The 17,671-nt window shown below is 48.7% G+C and carries 14 protein-coding genes; 11 read left to right on the plus strand and 3 right to left on the minus strand.

What is annotated here, in order from left to right:
- Positions 1–332: 332 nt before the first annotated feature.
- A complete protein-coding gene (locus MHI12_RS02665) occupies positions 333–1,220 on the minus strand; it encodes a hypothetical protein (RefSeq protein ID WP_405171441.1) in 888 nt (295 codons plus the stop codon).
- Positions 1,221–1,331: 111 nt separating this feature from the next.
- Here MHI12_RS02665 and MHI12_RS02670 point away from each other — a divergent pair, with 111 nt between their 5' ends.
- From MHI12_RS02670 to MHI12_RS02720, 11 genes are all read left to right on the plus strand, one after another.
- The gene (locus MHI12_RS02670) at positions 1,332–1,745 is read left to right on the plus strand and encodes a GNAT family N-acetyltransferase (RefSeq protein ID WP_405171442.1); all 414 of its coding nucleotides are present in this window, start codon (positions 1,332–1,334) and stop codon (positions 1,743–1,745) included.
- Between the two features lie 158 nt (positions 1,746–1,903).
- On the plus strand, positions 1,904–2,281 hold the full coding sequence (locus MHI12_RS02675; RefSeq protein WP_062837265.1) for a hypothetical protein: 378 nt from the start codon (positions 1,904–1,906) through the stop codon (positions 2,279–2,281).
- Positions 2,271–3,542 (plus strand): MFS transporter, encoded by a 1,272-nt coding sequence (locus MHI12_RS02680; RefSeq protein WP_341009768.1) that lies wholly within the window; start codon positions 2,271–2,273, stop codon positions 3,540–3,542. Before MHI12_RS02675 ends, MHI12_RS02680 begins: the two co-directional genes overlap by 11 nt.
- A 185-nt stretch (positions 3,543–3,727) precedes the next feature.
- On the plus strand, positions 3,728–3,865 hold the full coding sequence (locus MHI12_RS02685; RefSeq protein ID WP_161799395.1) for a hypothetical protein: 138 nt from the start codon (positions 3,728–3,730) through the stop codon (positions 3,863–3,865).
- A gap of 118 nt (positions 3,866–3,983) precedes the next feature.
- On the plus strand, positions 3,984–6,728 hold the full coding sequence (locus tag MHI12_RS02690) for a lanthionine synthetase LanC family protein (protein ID WP_405171443.1): 2,745 nt from the start codon (positions 3,984–3,986) through the stop codon (positions 6,726–6,728).
- Entirely contained in the window at positions 6,706–7,506 is an 801-nt protein-coding gene (locus MHI12_RS02695) for a hypothetical protein (RefSeq protein ID WP_405171444.1), read from the plus strand. Before MHI12_RS02690 ends, MHI12_RS02695 begins: the two co-directional genes overlap by 23 nt.
- Complete coding sequence (locus tag MHI12_RS02700; RefSeq protein ID WP_405171445.1) at positions 7,503–8,969, plus strand: tetratricopeptide repeat protein; 1,467 nt, start codon at positions 7,503–7,505, stop codon at positions 8,967–8,969. The genes MHI12_RS02695 and MHI12_RS02700 overlap by 4 nt, the downstream gene beginning before the upstream one ends.
- A complete protein-coding gene (locus MHI12_RS02705) occupies positions 8,951–10,708 on the plus strand; it encodes an alpha/beta hydrolase family protein (RefSeq protein ID WP_405171446.1) in 1,758 nt (585 codons plus the stop codon). Before MHI12_RS02700 ends, MHI12_RS02705 begins: the two co-directional genes overlap by 19 nt.
- Positions 10,709–10,971: 263 nt before the next feature.
- Complete coding sequence (locus MHI12_RS02710) at positions 10,972–11,604, plus strand: NAD(P)-dependent oxidoreductase (protein WP_405171447.1); 633 nt, start codon at positions 10,972–10,974, stop codon at positions 11,602–11,604.
- A 203-nt stretch (positions 11,605–11,807) separates the two neighbouring features.
- Complete coding sequence (locus tag MHI12_RS02715; RefSeq protein ID WP_405171448.1) at positions 11,808–13,487, plus strand: NAD(P)H-hydrate dehydratase; 1,680 nt, start codon at positions 11,808–11,810, stop codon at positions 13,485–13,487.
- A gap of 106 nt (positions 13,488–13,593) precedes the next feature.
- Positions 13,594–13,743 carry a hypothetical protein gene (locus MHI12_RS02720; protein WP_405171449.1) on the plus strand — a complete coding sequence of 50 codons (150 nt, stop codon included), beginning with the start codon at positions 13,594–13,596 and terminating at the stop codon, positions 13,741–13,743.
- A 972-nt stretch (positions 13,744–14,715) separates the two neighbouring features.
- Here the strand turns inward: MHI12_RS02720 and MHI12_RS02725 are convergent.
- The gene (locus tag MHI12_RS02725; protein ID WP_405171450.1) at positions 14,716–16,368 is read right to left on the minus strand and encodes a methyl-accepting chemotaxis protein; all 1,653 of its coding nucleotides are present in this window, start codon (positions 16,366–16,368) and stop codon (positions 14,716–14,718) included.
- Positions 16,369–16,394: 26 nt separating this feature from the next.
- Positions 16,395–17,402, minus strand: a complete 1,008-nt coding sequence (locus MHI12_RS02730; protein ID WP_405171451.1) for a BMP family protein — start codon at positions 17,400–17,402, stop codon at positions 16,395–16,397.
- Positions 17,403–17,671 lie beyond the last annotated feature (269 nt).

The following is a 17,671-nucleotide window of genomic DNA, read 5'->3' on the forward strand; positions in this document are numbered from 1 at the left end:
ATCTGAGACAAATTATATCGAAATGTACGGCGTTATAGAGCGTTTTTATCGAGCGATTTCGGGAAATAACGTGTCTGAGGTTCTTTACAATTTTGAAAGAGGCTGTAGAGGTAATATAAGACGTCCTGTGTTCCTTAGAAAATCGACTGGCTATTCAATAGGAACAGCCAGACGGGAGCTCGATAATTTTGGGACACAACATCCATCATCGTATAATGCCGAGTAAGGAGACACGACCTGATCTGTGAAAATCCAGCCGAAGGAGGGCCAAGTCTCGTATCATCGAGGTAGGTATCTAAGTTTAATCATACGGAAGCGGCTGGATGCGTAGGTTATTCGTCGGTGTTGGTACCAGATGTACGACGTGTATTCCCTTCCATCTCCGTAGAGACTTGCTTCGTTGGTTCCAGATCCGTATGTCCTGCATAGGGGCGATCACTTCGAGAGCGTGTCCCAGTCAACCCGAAACCCGAAGTGAATATAATCAGCTGTAGTCCCAGTGCGTAGGGCGCAGCAACAAGTCCAATCAGATGGAGCAAGGAGCATAGCGCGATCAGCAAGGAGAGCATTTTGGTTACTGTACGTGACCTATCCCGTCGTGGGCTGGCCCAGAGCAGGTAACCATATACTATGGTGATCATCAGGGAAATTGCCCGAAGCCATGGCAAGACGCTGTCCCATGAGTCCACAGGCACGTCCAACATCCGCTGACGAAATACCAGATCTGTAACCAGAAACCCTGTAGCCGCCAGTGCGGCTGGTTCGGCTACAGGCCGAAGGATGGTCCAGACCGCTGTGCCCCAATGATCTGCATGAGTATCCCGGTTGAGTTCATCCGATAATACGGTGCATTCCCGTTCCAGTGCTCTGTGCATCAGTCCAAGTCGGGCAGGATCATGATCCTTAATACAGTCACGGATCTGGTCCTGTAGCTGAGGGGATAGGTAAGATGCAGCTTTGCAGGCTAACATTGCTGTTATCAGATCATCGTGTTCGTGTTCCGATCGTTCATAATTCCGATTTTCCTGGATGGTAAGTTGTCCCAAGAGGGCTGTACTTATGTATAATGTATCTCGTATCCTTTGCATTCGCCTTTCGTGGCTGCGGCGAACTTCAGTGGCAGACCATATGTATATCCCCAGAAGCAAAGCCATGACTCCAAACAGCACAGCCACAGTGCCTGGGCGCGATGTTAGATCTTCAATCCAACGTTGAAACACACTTGTTCCTCCTTTGCACCAACTTCACGTATCATGAAACACGCTTCACATAAGCTTTCTCTCACTATTACACAGGAAGTAGATGAATTCAAGCAGAAAGGGGCACAATTCATGGATCATGTGAGTATTGAACACACACCACCCGCAGCTGTGGAGTATCTTGCCTTACGGCAGGTTTCGGGTCTTAGCCCGATGAGCAGGGAAGGGGCGGAGATTGGATTACCGAATAGCCTGTTTGCCGTATGTCTGCGAGAAGAGGATATGCTGATAGGCATGGGGCGAGTGATTGGAGATGGAGGTTGTTTCTTTCAGGTCGTCGATATTGCTGTACACCCGGATGTTCAGGGCATGGGGTATGGAAAACTGATCATGAGCGAGATTATGAATTATCTGCGTAAAGCAGTACCTGCCCGTGGTTTGGTCAGTCTGCTGGCGGATGTTCCGGCTGATCAACTTTATGCTCAATTTGGATTTGAATACACCAGCCCAAAATCGGAGGGTATGTGGTGGAGGCAGGGAGACTAGTGAACTAGTTAAATAACATATTCGGCGAACCTTTGGATATATCCAAAGGTTTTTTGCTTTACAACCATTTATTTACATGTATAATGTAAATAAAATCCAATTTACGATTTACAAATTACGATATACGGTTGCACTCGTGAAGAATGGAGGAAATGAATATGTACAATGACCAGAAAGCTCAGTTTAACCAGATGGTGGAACGATCTGTGGAGCAGGCGAACAAAAACCTTTCAGGAGCCAAGGGAGTTGTTTCCGTTCGATTAAGTCAGGAAGAGATTGATATCATTGATCAGCTTGTATTTCTTGAATTAGCCAAAAACCGTTCTGATGCGACTGCAATGTTGATTAGGGAAGGCATACGAACCCATCAGACCTTATTGGACGAGATACGCGAGTATACGGCTGAACTTGAACGGGTAAAAGCCAAGATACAACAGACCATTCGAGATTCAGGTTTGGTTACACGTCTGCATCGTATTAGTGATGATGAATCTGTTATGTACGAGGGAGAGGCGCGTGAAAAAGATGAAAAATGAAATTCGCGGCGACAGCTATCGGGCGGTTTTGCGCCTTCCTTCTTTTGTTGTGCTTCTTGTTGGTAGATTGATTTCTGGCGCAGGGCAGATTTTATTTTCCATGGCGACGATGTGGTATATCCTCCAATTAACGGAGTCGGCACTTGCTGCCGCACTGATTCCGATGTTGCCGTACTTGATCTATGCATTTTTGGGCATTCCTTTGGCTACGATCAGTGATCGCCTGCCGAAAAAGCAACTTTTGATCTGGACAGATATATTGCGCGCAGGCGTAGCTTGCATATTGGCTCTTTTGTTCATGACAGGATCCATGCTTCCGTGGCATATATACGCAGCCAATCTGCTCATTGCAATCCTTGGTTTTTTGTTCAATCCGGCAACCCAGACAGTCATCCCCGCTATTTTGCCAGAACCTGCAAAACAATTAGCTCCAGCCAATGCACTACTGAACTCTTCCTCCAAAACGATTGAATTGCTTGGATACGCCTTGGGGGGCATATTGATCGCGCTCATCTCCGTTCAGTCCATCCTGTTCATCTATGCCGTTACATTTCTGCTATCCGCCATATCCATTTTCTTTATCCGCATCCCTGTAACCAAAGTTGTGAAACAAAAAGGAATCTCCGGTTTTGTTAAAGATAGCATGCAGGGAATTACATTCCTGTTTTCCCGTAAAATTTTGGCCTGCTGCATTATCTTTGGAGCCATAATCAATTTTGCGGGTGCGCCGTTGCATATTTTCACGCCGATTTTTGCCAATATGGTGCTCCAGGCCGGACCACAAGGCTACGGTCTGCTTCAGTCAGCCTTTGCCGCTGGCAGTATTGCGGGCTCTCTGCTCAGTGGTAAATATGCCAAACGACTCTCGCTCGCTCACTGGTTTTTGATCAGTTATCTCATCTCAGGCACAAGTTTGCTGCTCATGCCGATGTTTCCTAACCTGTATATCGCGATTGCGTGTTCATTTTTGTTGATGATGGGACTTGCTCTTGTGAATGTACCATTGGTTACTTCCATTCTTTTATCCACCCCGGAAGAAAAGAGAGGACGTGTCATGAACAGTATGGGTGTTTTGATGAGTGGCATTAGTAATCCGCTTGGGTTGTTACTGGGAGGGTGGTTCATTGAAACGTACAACCCTTCATGGGTGTACATGGGGATTGGTACATTTGTTATTTGTATGGGCATGGCAAGCCTATTTGTCCGACCTTTCCGTGAAGAACGGAGCAAGCGTACCCGGCAACAAACGACCTCTATGTAGTCTGGAATTTGATGTCATATTGCGCCTCTTTTTAGCCCGAGGAATCAATAATTTGACATGATCAGGCGAAATAAATGGGTTTAATAAATAATTTATGTAAAATAATTCAATTAAAAAGAAGGAATATCAAATTTTATGTAGAATTTGGTTTATAAGAGGGGGAGACAAATGGGAGGTAATATATCATGGAAAACAAGGAAATTTTATCTGTACAGGATTTGATGGCACTAGAGGTTGAAGAGGATAACAACATGTTTGAGGAAACAAGCTTGTGTACAGTGTGCAGCTGGACTAGCTCACAAACAATCGTTGTCGAGAGCTAGGAACTTCTTTATACGCTCTATTCACTGAATCATTTGAAAGATAAGTCTTTGATTTTCGCGCATTACTAAAATAATTGTACCTCCCCCTCTTATTTTATTCAAAAAGGAGTGATTCTCATTGAAATTCGCAAGCGTAACCCCCAAGAAGGACGCCTTTGAGAACGCTTTGGAACATATAATCCGGGAACTTCCCCAATCCATCCAATGGTCGAATGACGGCCATTGGATTTGTTTTAGACCGGAAGAATTAAGGCTTCCCGCACAGGGCTGGAAAATTCATCTGTCTGTTATCCCTGTGGAAGGAGCTGAATTGCTGCGACGCATTGCACCTGTTCTCACAGAAAATGATGTGCAATGGAAAGTAGTAAGCAGCGGGCTGAAACTGATTGAAACATCTAACGGTTCTATACCTCTCCCTCAGACGGGGAAGTGTGTCACCATCTATGCACAAGACGAAGAGCGATTCTTGAAGTTACTTGAGCTAATGCATTCATGTACTAGTGATCTGAAAGGACCCGCTATTCCGACAGATCGGGCATACCTCGATAGCCAGTGTGTATTTTATCGATATGGTGCATTCACTGATCGTTTCTATTACGACCGTTATTCGGGTGCAAAAGTGTATGCCATCCAGAATCCAGAAGGTAAGCTGGAGGAGGATCGAAGAACACCTGGCAGGTATAAACCGGAGTGGGTGAGTGAACCTGAGGAATTAATGCGGATTCAGGTGATGGAGAAGAATCGGGCTGATTCTCGTTATTCCGATTCCAATAACAATGAGTTTGGTATACGAAATATTCGTGTGAGACGTGTACTTAAGAAGTCCGGTAAGGGAGGAGTATTTCTCATCTCTGGCACATCCTATGAACAGGCTGTCATGAAAGAAGCGGTCTACCGCATGCGTGTAGACGGTGGTGGGCGCTCTGCTCATAACTATTTGGACAATGAATATCGCGTGCTTGATCTGATGAAGGATACGGGAGTTACCCCAAGGCCGCTTGATCTGTTTAGTACTGAAAATAACCGCTATCTGATCCTGGAGTATTTTGAAAGCATCAGCTTGCGTGAATATATCCATCGCAGACATGTAGCCGCAGATTACAACCGGGCGGATATGCATCGGATGGGTATACATATTCTCAATATGGTGCAGCAATGTCACGATAAAGGAATTGTGATCAATGATCTGACGCCCAACAATATTGTTGTGCTGACGGACGGAAGTGTACGCCTGATTGATCTTGAACTGGCTTATGTCAGAAGTGATGAGGGTCAGGCCGATCCATTGACCGGTCATACTCCGGGCTATGTGCCACGGGGACGTGAGCACAGCAGGCGCTCCAGTTATGCGGATGATCTGTATGCACTGGGAGGTGTCTTCTATTACATGGCTTCATCCATCGACCCCTATCTGAAATACCAGCAATCCCATCTGGAAGCTGCACAGGCTTATCTGAATCATCAGAGTAATACACAGCTTCGTGGCTTGGGGAGTCTGGGCATCGAGATCATGTCTGGCGGACATGTGGAGTTATCAGAAATTCGTGAAACACTGGTTTTATTGCTGGAACAACAAGAGGTCAATTCAGGAGGAAGCAGGGATGTAATAGAGAAGGATGAATGCAATATGGAGCCAGAAGAAGTACTCCGTCAGGCCGAGCGTATGGTAAACACACTGTATACTTCTCTTGATTTTAATAGCCCCTTGCAACTGTTCCCGGAAAACAGCATGAGCAAGATGTTTCATCCGGCGAATTTCAACTTTGGCTGGACAGGGATGATCTTTGGTTTTAATCAGCTTGGTCAGATTACACAAAACAGACAATACCATCAATATGCACGTGAAGTGTTGGAATGGATTTTGACGAATCACCCTTATGTTCCAGATGAGACACCTGTAGCATTATACTTTGGATATGGCGCTGTTCCCTGGGCAATGGCAGAGACGGCTGAACGAATAAATGATCCATCGTTGCTTCGACGTGCAGAGGATCTGGCATTGGAAATCACCCGGCATGAGCCAGTACAGACCAATATTAGTCATGGAGCGGCGGGGTTGGGATTGATGCTGCTTGAAATATACCGTATTGGCGGCCGCCCTGAACTTCTGGCAAGAGCAGAGGAACTGGGTGTTTATATTTTGGAACAGGAAGAGCAGACAGATGAATCATTGAGTTTGTGGAAAGTGAAAGATAAATCGGACAAAAAAGGCCATCATTCCCTTGGATTCTCTCATGGCATCGCAGGCATCGGATATTATTTGCTTGCCTTGGCGGAGCGTACAGGTAAGGAAGCGTACTATTCTGCTGTGAAGCGAATTGTAGATACACTCGATCGTACGAGTCATGGAGGACAGAATGGCGTGAGCCTGTGGCCTGCATCGCCGGAAAAACCGGATACACTCTGGGTACACTGGTGTAATGGATCGGCGGGTATTGGTCGATTTCTAATGGCAGCGGCTGATATTTTACAAGATCCCCTCTGTACCAGACTTGGACTTCAAGCAGCGGATGCAGTGGCACAGGCAACGGTATTTGCTTCTTTTGGGCAGTGTCACGGAATTGCAGGTAATGGAGATTTTCTGCTCTTGGCTAACCGCAAGTTCCCAGGCAGATATGAAACCAAACTGGTGGAGTATACACAGAGCTTGTATGTATTGCGAAGTGATCCACAGGAAGACATATGGATGTGGCCTCTGGAGGACATGGAGTCTTTCTCCCCGGATTATATGACCGGTTATATGGGGATCTATACATTCCTGCTACGCCGTTTTTATCCGTCTGTTGCATCCGAACCACTGGTTTATTCAGGTTTCGATTATAACAGGGAGGGGAAAGCGTATGATGCTAACATCCATATCTGATATCCTGCCGCAATGCCAGCAAGAATCGGGGAAGACGGGTGATCGCTATTATGCAGTTGAACCTGGAAACGACGAAACCCTGTCTTCGTTCATGGTAATTGATCAGGGTGAAGGGCAGTATACATTGGATTTATGGAGTGAAGCACATTCCAATCTTTATTGGGAAGATCGGATGTCATCCGTTTTGGATAAAATCACATGGTCCTCTCTATATGCAACTGCTCCTGCCTCATTTCCGTGGGAGAAGCTTGGATACCGGGCGGACGTTCTTGCACATCGGTATCGATTTTTCGGCAAGTTGAAGGACATTCCCGTGCCGGCTATGCCTAATGAAGACGCGGTTTGGATGTCTGCGGAGGGGCAGGTGGATTCCCTTGCACACTTGCTCCAGGCCAGTGATCCTACCTGTCCAGGTTGGGAAGCTGCTCGTCAAGCTATCGGGGATATTTATCAGGGTGTATATGGCAAGCTGCTGAAAGGTTCCGGGCTTGTTGAACTGGAGGGAAGTAAGATCGGGGGCTGCCTGTTAAGCGATGAGTTTGGGAGTGTACTCCTTGCTCATATATTCACAATACCAGAAGCGAAACGTCAAGGATGGGCCCGATGGCTTGCTGCATATGGCCTCCATCGATGCAGTTCAGATCCGAATCAGTGGATTAAAGCATCACTTGATGCAAACAACCGGGGTAGTTATCAATTGATGACGGCACTGAATTTACAACAGGTGCCTGAACTTATACACGTATGCCGAATCACGAAAGAGAGTGAACTTTCATGATGCCTGTCTCACTGGAAAGTACGGATTATCATGATCTGAGAAGTAAATGGTTTCGTGTGAGTCATGAACCTGGATTGTTTGTCGTTGAAGGGACATCAGATGCGGTGAAGCATGAAATTCACAAACTGAGAACGCATTGGCAGGATAAGGCTATACAAATTGCGGTTGGTGATTCGTATGCTACTCTTCCGCTGATCTATCAACTAAATCCATTTCAGCCAATAGATGATCTTGTGGCATGTAAAAATGCGTTATTGAGATTCCAAAGATCAGGGTGGACGCCTGGTAATCGGAAATGGGTTCTGGTTGAAGTATCTTCCTACCTTCACCCTGCGGATCTGGGAGCCATCCACTATATCCTGTATCGACAGAAATTAAGGGGAGTAAGTGTAGTGCTTTTTTTTCATCGATATCCAACCATGGCGAGTCATCCTGAGGACATCCCCAAACTTCCGGTATCTATTGTCAGGGATACGCCTGATCAGACCCGACGTTTGTTGGAAGAACATCTACAAATGGTAAACAAGGATAAAGGGAAGGAAAAAGAGGCAGCATTGGCGCTCTACAATAGGCTGGCCTGGGTTTTGTTATCCAAATCGGCTGATCCGGCCCGCTACAGGTCCTGTTTTCATTTTTTCGACCATAATTCGTTATTTCAACGGTTGTCGGCAACACAGCAGGCAGTACTCTGGTTTGAGTTGGGTCAGCTGTTGACCAAAAACGGGAAGCATTATACCGAAGCACGACACTGTTATTCGAAAGCTCGTGAAATCATTGCCCATGATGAACTAACTGAAACGTATCGTACTGGGAAATGGGCTGCACTTGATAATGGTGAAGCATTAATTGAGATGCAGGAGGGCAATGTAGAACGCGCAATTACGTTGGAGCAACAGGCGGGCCAGCGTATACGCCAGCTTCCTGATGGACCCGATAAACAAGTTTTTCAGATTCAGACACTACTAAACATTGCGGGCTTGCAGCTCCGAGCGGGTCACTATGCAGAGGCAGGTAAGACGTTGCTGGCTGCGGAGAAGTTATGTGTTGATGCGTATGTAGATTGGCTGGGGCATGTACTGCAATTAAAAATGGTACTGCATCAACAGCTTGGTGAGCAGGAGCAGGAATACGAACTATTGATTCAATTGTTACGCATGAAGACAAACACTATCCATTCGAAACTGCTTGGTCGTGCCGTGGAAATCGCTGGCGCGCTGATTACTCAAGGATTAGAGGAACGGGCATCCCGGGTGTACCGTCTATTGATGATGGGGTTGCCGGTTGCCAGTCTGCCACAGATCAGATTGATTCGGGAAACATTAGGCAGACTGGGGACCCTTACGCCCCTAGATGCATATACGCAGGACCAGTATATTGATAAACTGGAATCGCAATTGGAGGGATGGGAGCAGTTAAAGAGCTGGAATGAGAGGAGGAAATCCGGTTGGGCTATCCATTCCTGACACGAATGAGTGTGAATAAGGAACGAACGAGTATGCTCTTGGGCTATGATGACAATACATGCGAATGGTGCAGTCTTGATGATACAGGCCGCATGAATAGCCGGCAGAGCCTTTCTGAACATGAGACAGGGTCAGATCAGCACACGCAGCATATTCAGTTTATGGGCAGGAACCGTGTTCTGGTGATTACACAGGACAAGTCGGGGAAATGGCTTCATATATACGAGAATGAGAAGCAAGCAATTCTGGTTCAGAGTCTATTTGTGAAGTTTCCATTTCCTGTGATGCAGGCTGCTTGGCAAGAGGAGCAATTAATTCTGCTATTTTCCATTAGACATCGTTCAGGAGCTGTCCGTATAGGTCTCTACGATCCCGAGAAGGATGAGGCGCGATGGGTTACTCCTGATCTGGACAACCCGCAATTTGTATTCTGGTCTGCATCAACACGAGAGGTTGGTGTAAACGTTGGTGGATTCGGAAGAGTGTACTCATATTCCGAAGATATCCTTTCATCATCCGAAATACCCTATACGGAGTATGCCTACCCTGTGATGGATAAGCAGGGGGATCTGATAGCCGTTTCTATTCCTGTGGAAGGTGGCTTCCAGCCCGGATGGATCAGGCAGGGAGAGGATCGGGTGCATGAATGTTCCAGGGATAGCCAACCCTTCTCTGAACTGATTAGAATGCAGCTCGATCCACATCAACAGCTAGTTCTCTGCGAAGGGATAACCTGCGGCAGGTGGCAATATGTTCTATATACATTGGACAGAGAGAAGAGGTATGAGCTGTATGATTATCCAGGAATCTTGACACAGGCTGTGCTCAGCAGGGACAGGCAGGGATTGATCGGAAAATATGAATCTATCATACGTCCTCCGGTGCCGGGGATATACATGTTTTCGGAACAAACGCGTACGATTACCCATTTCCCGGTTGAGCGAGATGAGAGGATTGGCAACCATCCTGACAAGGGACCTGATGTAATCTATGGATGGGTTCGTTATGGACATGACAAGATTCCGTACATGGACATACACCCGGAGGGCGCAGAACAGGTGGTCATCTATCTTCATGGCGGGCCTCATAATTGCCTGTTTGACAGCTTTAGTCCGGTCATCAGCGGATTATATCAGGCAGGAGTGCGGGTCATCGGGCTAAACTATCCCGGCAGTTCAGGATTCGGCATGGATTACAGGATGCGCATTCAGAATGATTGGGGCGGCGTGGATGCAGATGTCATCCAATTCATGCGGGAGCAGATGTTAACTTCCTATTCAAAAGTATCTCTCTATGGGGTGAGCTATGGGGCTTATCTGGCATTGCTGGTAGCAGGTAAAAGTCCGGCGCTATGGAGTACTGTGGTTGCCTGTGCACCGTTTACGGATCTGGAAGGACTGTACGCAGGCGGAGGAGCGAAGCTGAGATCATTCTTGGAAACTGAAATCGGTGAGCTTTTGCATGATCCATCTGCCCTGCGGGATAGAAGCCCAATAGCTTATGTATCCGGACTCAGTGAGGTGGATATTCAACTCATTCATGGTCAGGCTGATCAACTATGTCCCGTAGAACAGACGGAGAGGTTATATCTGGACATCATGGAAAACAAGCAAATGTCTGGAGCTGTAGGCAGGATTGAGCTTCATATTGTACAGGATATGGCGCATGAGGTTTATTCGGAGCGAATCTGGGCGCAGAAGGCTGTTGATTTTCTAACCTGCAGTAGAGTATCCACGTAAGATAAATACGTGATGTTGAAGCCGCAAATGCGGCTTTTTTGGCGATATTTAAGGTAATGATATGGAAAGGAAAAGCGGTAGGGGAAGTGTTGATCGTGGTCTGGTGCGTAGCTTGAGAGGTTAAGCGAATGAACATTAACGTTTACAAGATGTCACATCCGGTTTAAGATGGCGTGAGCCGTTTAAGGTATATAACAATAGGATTAAGTATTAAAATAACGGTAAGTTGACAAGATGATATCTACAGAAAAGAGGGAATTCATATGAAAGTAGCCATTTTTGGAGCAACCGGAGCGATTGGCAAGATGATACTGTGGGAGCTGATGGATCGTGGGCATGAAGTGACAGCGGTGGTGCGTGACCCTTCGAAGGTTGAGATGATTCATGAGCGTTTGCGTGTAGAACAGGGAGATCTGCTTAACCCGGATCAGGTGGCTGATTTTGCAGCGGGTCAAGAAGTGGTTGTGAGTGCATATGGACCGAAGTTCGGTGGAGAAGAAGAGATGCTGGAAGTGACACGTTCGTTAATCGAGGGTGTGCGCCGGGCAAAAGCAGGACGTCTGGTTGTAGTTGGTGGAGCGGGAAGTTTGCTAACCGATTCCGGTGATATGCTGATGGATACGCCGGGATTCCCGGAAGAAGTCAAACCGCTGGCGAAAGCACATGCAGATGCATATGAACTGATTGAAGCATCGGGTATTCACTGGACCTACATGAGCCCTGCTGCAACAATCACAACAGGACGTCGGACAGGCCAGTTCCGAGTGGGGATGAACCGTGTGATTACGGATGATATCGGGGAAAGCTCGATTTCGGTTGGCGATTTTGCAGCGGCTTTGGTGGATGAACTGGACGATCCGCAATTTATCCAAGCGCGGTTTACGGTAGGTTATTAAGCGTAGACAGGCTTTGGAATGGATGATTTAATCTGAAGGTCTCGTACACGGGAGCGATAGATTTTTTGATGATGTATCGAGTGGATCGTGGTAACTGGATGAGGTAAAGGTCAAGGTAGCGATACACATATAGGATACAGCGTTTAGGTGCGAAGTTGCTGCTTTTAGGTATGAGATGAGCTTGTCACGGGGAGGGATGAACGTTGTTTATCGTAACCGCTGAACAGATGAGAGCTGTGGACGAGCATACCATTCATCAGCTCGGTATTCCGGCAGCAAGTCTAATGGAGAATGCAGGCCGCGCCATAGCCGAGGAAGTGATCAAGCTGTGCCGAGAAGGGCAGGCAGAAGGTTGGCTTGCGGATTCAGGGCAGCTTGGCTATAGCAGCAAGACAGATGCGAGGCGGGCACACACCGGGCCCGGCGATCGGCAAGGTTATGGTGGCGACATCATCGCCGATCCGGCGCTGGTGATGGAGCGCCCGGGAGATCAGCAGTGGTACATGCTGATCGGCAAGGGTAATAATGGCGGCGATGGGCTGGTGGCCGCGCGCCATTTGGTTGAAGCGGGGCTTGGCGTGACACTGGTCTACGCCGATGCCCCTGATGCACTGCGGGGCGAAGCCGCAGTGCAACGGGATGCCGTCGCGAAGCTTGGCATCCCTGCTCTTGTCCACGGGCGCGAAGCTGTGGACTTCAGCCGGTGCACAGGCATCGTGGATGCGCTGCTGGGCACCGGGTCACGGGGGGCGCCGCGGGGAGCTTACGCGGCGCTGATTGAGGCGGCGAACGACAGCGGCAAGCCGGTCGTGTCCGCCGATGTGCCAAGCGGGCTGGACGCCGACACCGGAGAGGTGTACGAGCCCTGCATTCAAGCCCGGGTGACCGTATGTCTCGCGCTGCTTAAGCGCGGGCTGGTGCAGTACCCGGGCGCTTCTGCCGCGGGGCGCATTGTGGTGCGCGCCATCGGCATTCCCGCGCGGCTTGCGCCAGAGCATGGCCCCTCGGTCCGTCTGCTGACGGACGAGGTGCTGCGCGATGCGCTGCGCGTGGACACAGGCCGTCTCCGGGCACCGGACGGCCACAAGGGCACCTACGGCCACGTACTGTTGGCCGCAGGAAGTCTGCCGATGAGCGGCGCTGGCCTGCTCTCGGCCAAGGCCGCGCTGCGCGCAGGCTGCGGGCTCGCTACATGGGCGCTGCCCGCGGCACTGCTGCCGCATGTCATCGGCACCGTGCCCGAGCTCATGCTCGCTGCCGCCTCCGATGGCGACAGCGGCGAATGGAACGCGGCTTCCGTCGACGCCGTGCTGCGTCTCGCGGAGAGCCGCGACGTGCTCGCGACCGGCCCCGGCCTCGGCCGCTTCAAGGGCGACACAGACTGGCTGCGCCGTCTGTGGCAACATACGGATCGCCCGCTCGTCATCGACGCGGACGCCCTCAACATGCTGGCAGACGCTGGCCCACATGGGCCTCGCGACTGGGGCCAGCGAAGTGCGGCGACAATCCTGACGCCGCACCCTGGCGAGATGGGTCGACTGCTGGGCATGTCGACCCAAGAGGTGCAGCGTGACCGCATTGGACACGCTGCAAAATACGCCCGCGAGCAGGGCGTGACCCTTGTGCTCAAGGGAGCACGAACGGTCATCGCAACGCCAACCGGCGAGGCGTACATCAACACCACCGGGCACGCCGGCATGGCGACTGGCGGTGCCGGAGACGTATTGACCGGCATCATCGCCGGTCTGCTTGCCCAAGGGCTCAGCGTGGAGCAAGCCGCCGCGTTCGGCGTATATCTCCACGGACAGGCCGCCGAACGCGCAGCACTGCTGCGCGGTGACCCGTCGTCCCTACTGGCCGGAGACATCATCGACGCACTGTGAGGATAGGGCAGGTGTGGGACTAGCTCATGGTTTTGGGTTACTGTCTATGACTAATCATTTCTAAACTGCAAGTGACCCATCGTCCCTGCTGGCGGAGACATCATCGATGCACTGTGAGGATGGGACAGGTGTGGGACAAGCTCGCGGTTTCGGGTTGCTGCCTATGCCGATTCGTTTTCAAGCTGCAAGTGCCCATCGTCCCTGCTGGCCGGAGACATCATCGACGCACTGTGAGGTTGGGACAGGTGTGGGATAAGCTCACGGTTTTGGGTTACTGCCTATGCCGATTCATTTTCAAACTGCATGTGATCCAACGAACCAGCGCACCAGCGCATCAAAAGTAGATGAGTGCACGTTGTCCATTGCTCAATGCCCGATGCCCATTGTCCATTGCCAGTACTCAATGCTCACTACCCAGTGCCCAGTGCCCAGTGCCCAGTGCCCAGTGCCCTAACGAACCTGATACACCTTATACCACGGTTTACATCGAGGAGCAAAAGCTAACGAACCTCATCCACGTTATTTCTGTGTATTTCGGATAAAACACCTGAAAAACCGGACTAAATTAGAGAATAGAGTGCCTGAGATTCGTTAGATTTTATAATATGCAATTAATGGTCCAATAAGGTTTGCTCAGTTCGTTAAACGTTTGGATATGAAACGCTGCTGCCTTGTTATCTATATAAGTTGAACTAAAGAATATTTACACTGGACACTCCGGTGACAGAACAACCTTCCGATCGCTGTTATCCCCAGTTTTTTTATAAATTAGGAAATCCGGGATAGCGTATGCTTCCGAAGCAGCTTTCTTTCAAAAAGCTTTTAGGCGAAGCGTATGCTTCCGAGGCGGCTTTCTTTCAAAAAGCTCTTAGGCGAAGCATATGCTCCCGATGCAGCTTCTTTCAGACAACTTTTAGCTCCGCTTCTTCAGGTTCTTTCTGTCCTCTCCGTTTCGTGTAAATGTTTAGTTCAATTAATACTTTCATATCTTTGAAACGAATTAATTTTTTAGATGAAACGACAACGATTAGTTACTGAAAAGGGGAACCCTGTCATGGTTCATGACGGAGGCTCCCCTTTATTTGTTAGTTTGTATGTTCACGGTACCTGATCCTGGCTCGCCCATAACCTGCCCATAACTTGCCTATAATCTGTATCTAACCTGCATCTAGCCTGTAACTAAACGACATCCGAACTACGCCCGGTCCGAATTCTCCCGGCACCCTGCTTACAGCCGGAATCGCAGCAATTCCTGATGCATCTCTGCACTAATATCACGCAATGACTTCACCTTGATACTTGCATCAGCGAAGGAACGTTGTTGTTCCGACGTGGAGGCGGTGATCTCTTCACTGCTGGCAGCCGACTGCTCGGTGATGGCACTGATATTTTCAATGGCCTGTTGCACCTGTGTACTAAGTTCATTGGAGTGTTGCATGTCCTCAGCAAGCTGATGGATGCCCGTACTAATGCGCTCCACACTTTCACGAATAGCAGAGAAAGATTCGCGAGTCTGTCCAGTGGCTTGTTCCTGTTCGCCGAATAATTGCATGCTCTGTGCTACAGAGTTCTTCACCTTGTCCATGGAGGTTGTGATCTCGCCCACAGCCGCATAGATATGTTTGACCGATTGCGCAGATTGTTCGGCGAGTTTGTTCACCTCGCCCGCAACAACAGCGAAGCCACGTCCGGCTTCTCCAGCGCGAGCAGCCTCTATGGAGGCATTTAACGAGAGCATGGTTGTTTGTTTGGCAATCTCCGATACATATGCCGTCATCGTAGTGATGCGCTCCGCGCTTTCTTCCAGTTCCCGCACCGTTTGTTCCACCTCGGCCATCGCCATACGATTCACTTCGGCCAAGCGGAGTTGCTCTGCTACAGCCTTATTACCTTCCTCAACGGTAGTTAATACTTCACGACCATCGATCACCGATTGGGAAGTGGACTCCAGATTGCTATTGAAGGTAGACTGCATTTTATCCACAACCATCACCGTCTCACTCAGATCCTCGGCAATCTTTTGACTGCCAATCGAGAGTTCCTCCGTGGTACGGGATACTTGCTGCACAATCGCTTGAGCTGTATCATTGCCACGGTCAATGTCTTGGGCCATCAGATCGACACGGTGACCCGCTGCACCAATGGATTGAATAATGCCGCGAATATTATGAGTCATGATACCGAAGGAGCGACTCAGGTCAGCGAGTTCATCTTTGCCTCGAGCTTCTGGCAATTGTCCGGTAAGGTCACCGTCTGCAATTTGTCCTGCCGCGACTTTGAGCGTACGAATACGCCGAGCGATTTGGCGTGAAGTATACATATTAAACAGCATCACGGCGACGAGCAATACGATGGCTCCACCGAGAGCGACTTGCCACGTTTGCTGGATATCACGCTCCAAATCAACAGTATATTGATCATAACGATCCCGAGTCATCTCATCTAACGAATAGATATCATTCTGTATGCCCCGAACCCGAGTGCTGTAACGTTTCGCTTCCGCACTGTTCATCGCACTCATTGCTTCGGTGGCTCCCTGGTTGAGAGCTTGTAATTTTGTCTCGATGGATTGAATAAGTTGTAACTGCTGATCTGTTTCGAGCAAGCCGTCCGTAAGTTCCTGAATCATCGTTTGACCTTCATCCAGCAAGCGAAGTACGGCGTCCTGGTTTCCTGCTGTCATGGAGAACGAGTAGACATCCAGCGCCTGCTGGGTCTGAATCTGATTGGCGTTCAGTTCACTCACCTTGAGCATGGCTGGTACCAGATTTTGATTTTTGGCATTCATGTTGAGCAATTGCATGATGATATAAGCGACTAGCACAAGGCATAGAAGTAGTGAAATTAGAGCATTAAGTATCAGTTTTCCCTGTAGTTTCATGTGCGTACCTCCTCGTATCCGATGGGTTATTGATCAAGCGTAATTTTGATTTGACCGGAAGAGATCTTTGCCTTCAGATCTTCGAAGGTTTGCTGTTGTTCATCACTGAGCGTGATATTATGTAGAGCAGTCAGACCCACGGCTTTCTCCGCCAGTCCCTCTACGATTTCCTTTTGAGGGAAGGTATGATTGTTTTTAACAAACGTGTTAACGGCATTGTAGATAGAGACATCCACATTTTTCAGCATGGACGTAAGAATGGCTTTTTCCGCCAAAAAGAATTGATCGGTATCTACACCGATGGCGTATTTCCCTAATTTCTGAATCTCCGTCAGTGCGCCTACGCCTGTGAGACCGGCAGCAACGTAGATCACGTCAGCGCCCTTTTCCTGAATCATCTGTGCAGCCAATTGTTCACCCAGATCGGCATTACCGAAGTCCCCTGCGTAGACGACATCAACGGTTGCATTCGGCTTGACAGCCAGAACACCTTGCTTAAAACCCTGCTCAAAATTACGAAGGACCGGTATCTCTATTCCACCAAGGAAGCCAACATGATCTTCCGTTGAAGCCATAGCGGCAATAACACCTGCCAGATAACTTCCTTCTTCCGCCCGGAATGAAATGGAGGCAATGTTAGGCAGTTCGGACTGACTGTCAATCATGAGGAACTGCTGGTCAGGATATTTGGCTGCAACTTTCTCCATATCCGCTTGGACAGCATCACTCAGGCCGATAATTAGATCGAATTTGACTTCCGCAAACTCTTCAAATGCAGCTTCGGCATTGTCGCCCGGTTCACGATAGTCAAAGACAATGCTTTTCTCATTTCTGGCCTGAACCAGTCCATCAAAAGCAGCATCATTAAAAGAACGGTCACCCAGACCCACTTCCGTAAGCACGATCCCAACCTTTGTTCTTGTGTCTGTTGCCGTTGTTGTATTGTTGGCTGAACATGCCCCCAGGATCAGTACCGTCAGGATCATCATTATGGTGAGACCTAGACCTGCGCGTCTGTTCTTGTTTGTTTTCATGTGTTGGTACCCTCATTTCTGTAGTCGCATTTTTCTGTTTTGCATGGTTCCTTAGCTCAAGGGAATGACGTGTACATGATGACACGTATGGTGAGGATTTCCCTTTATCTATATCGGTCAGAAAGGCACTGTGATTTATGGTATGTAGTGAAAATTTACGAAAAAATAAGTATTTTTCATGAATTACACATTATTTTTACATTTCTCTGGTTAAAAGGGTACATAAATATCTACAGTATGTTGTTTGCTGATGTTATAAGTCGAAAAAA

It is taken from the genome of Paenibacillus sp. FSL H8-0280 (assembly GCF_045040665.1).
Taxonomy (GTDB): Bacteria; Bacillota; Bacilli; order Paenibacillales; family Paenibacillaceae; genus Paenibacillus; species Paenibacillus xylanexedens_A.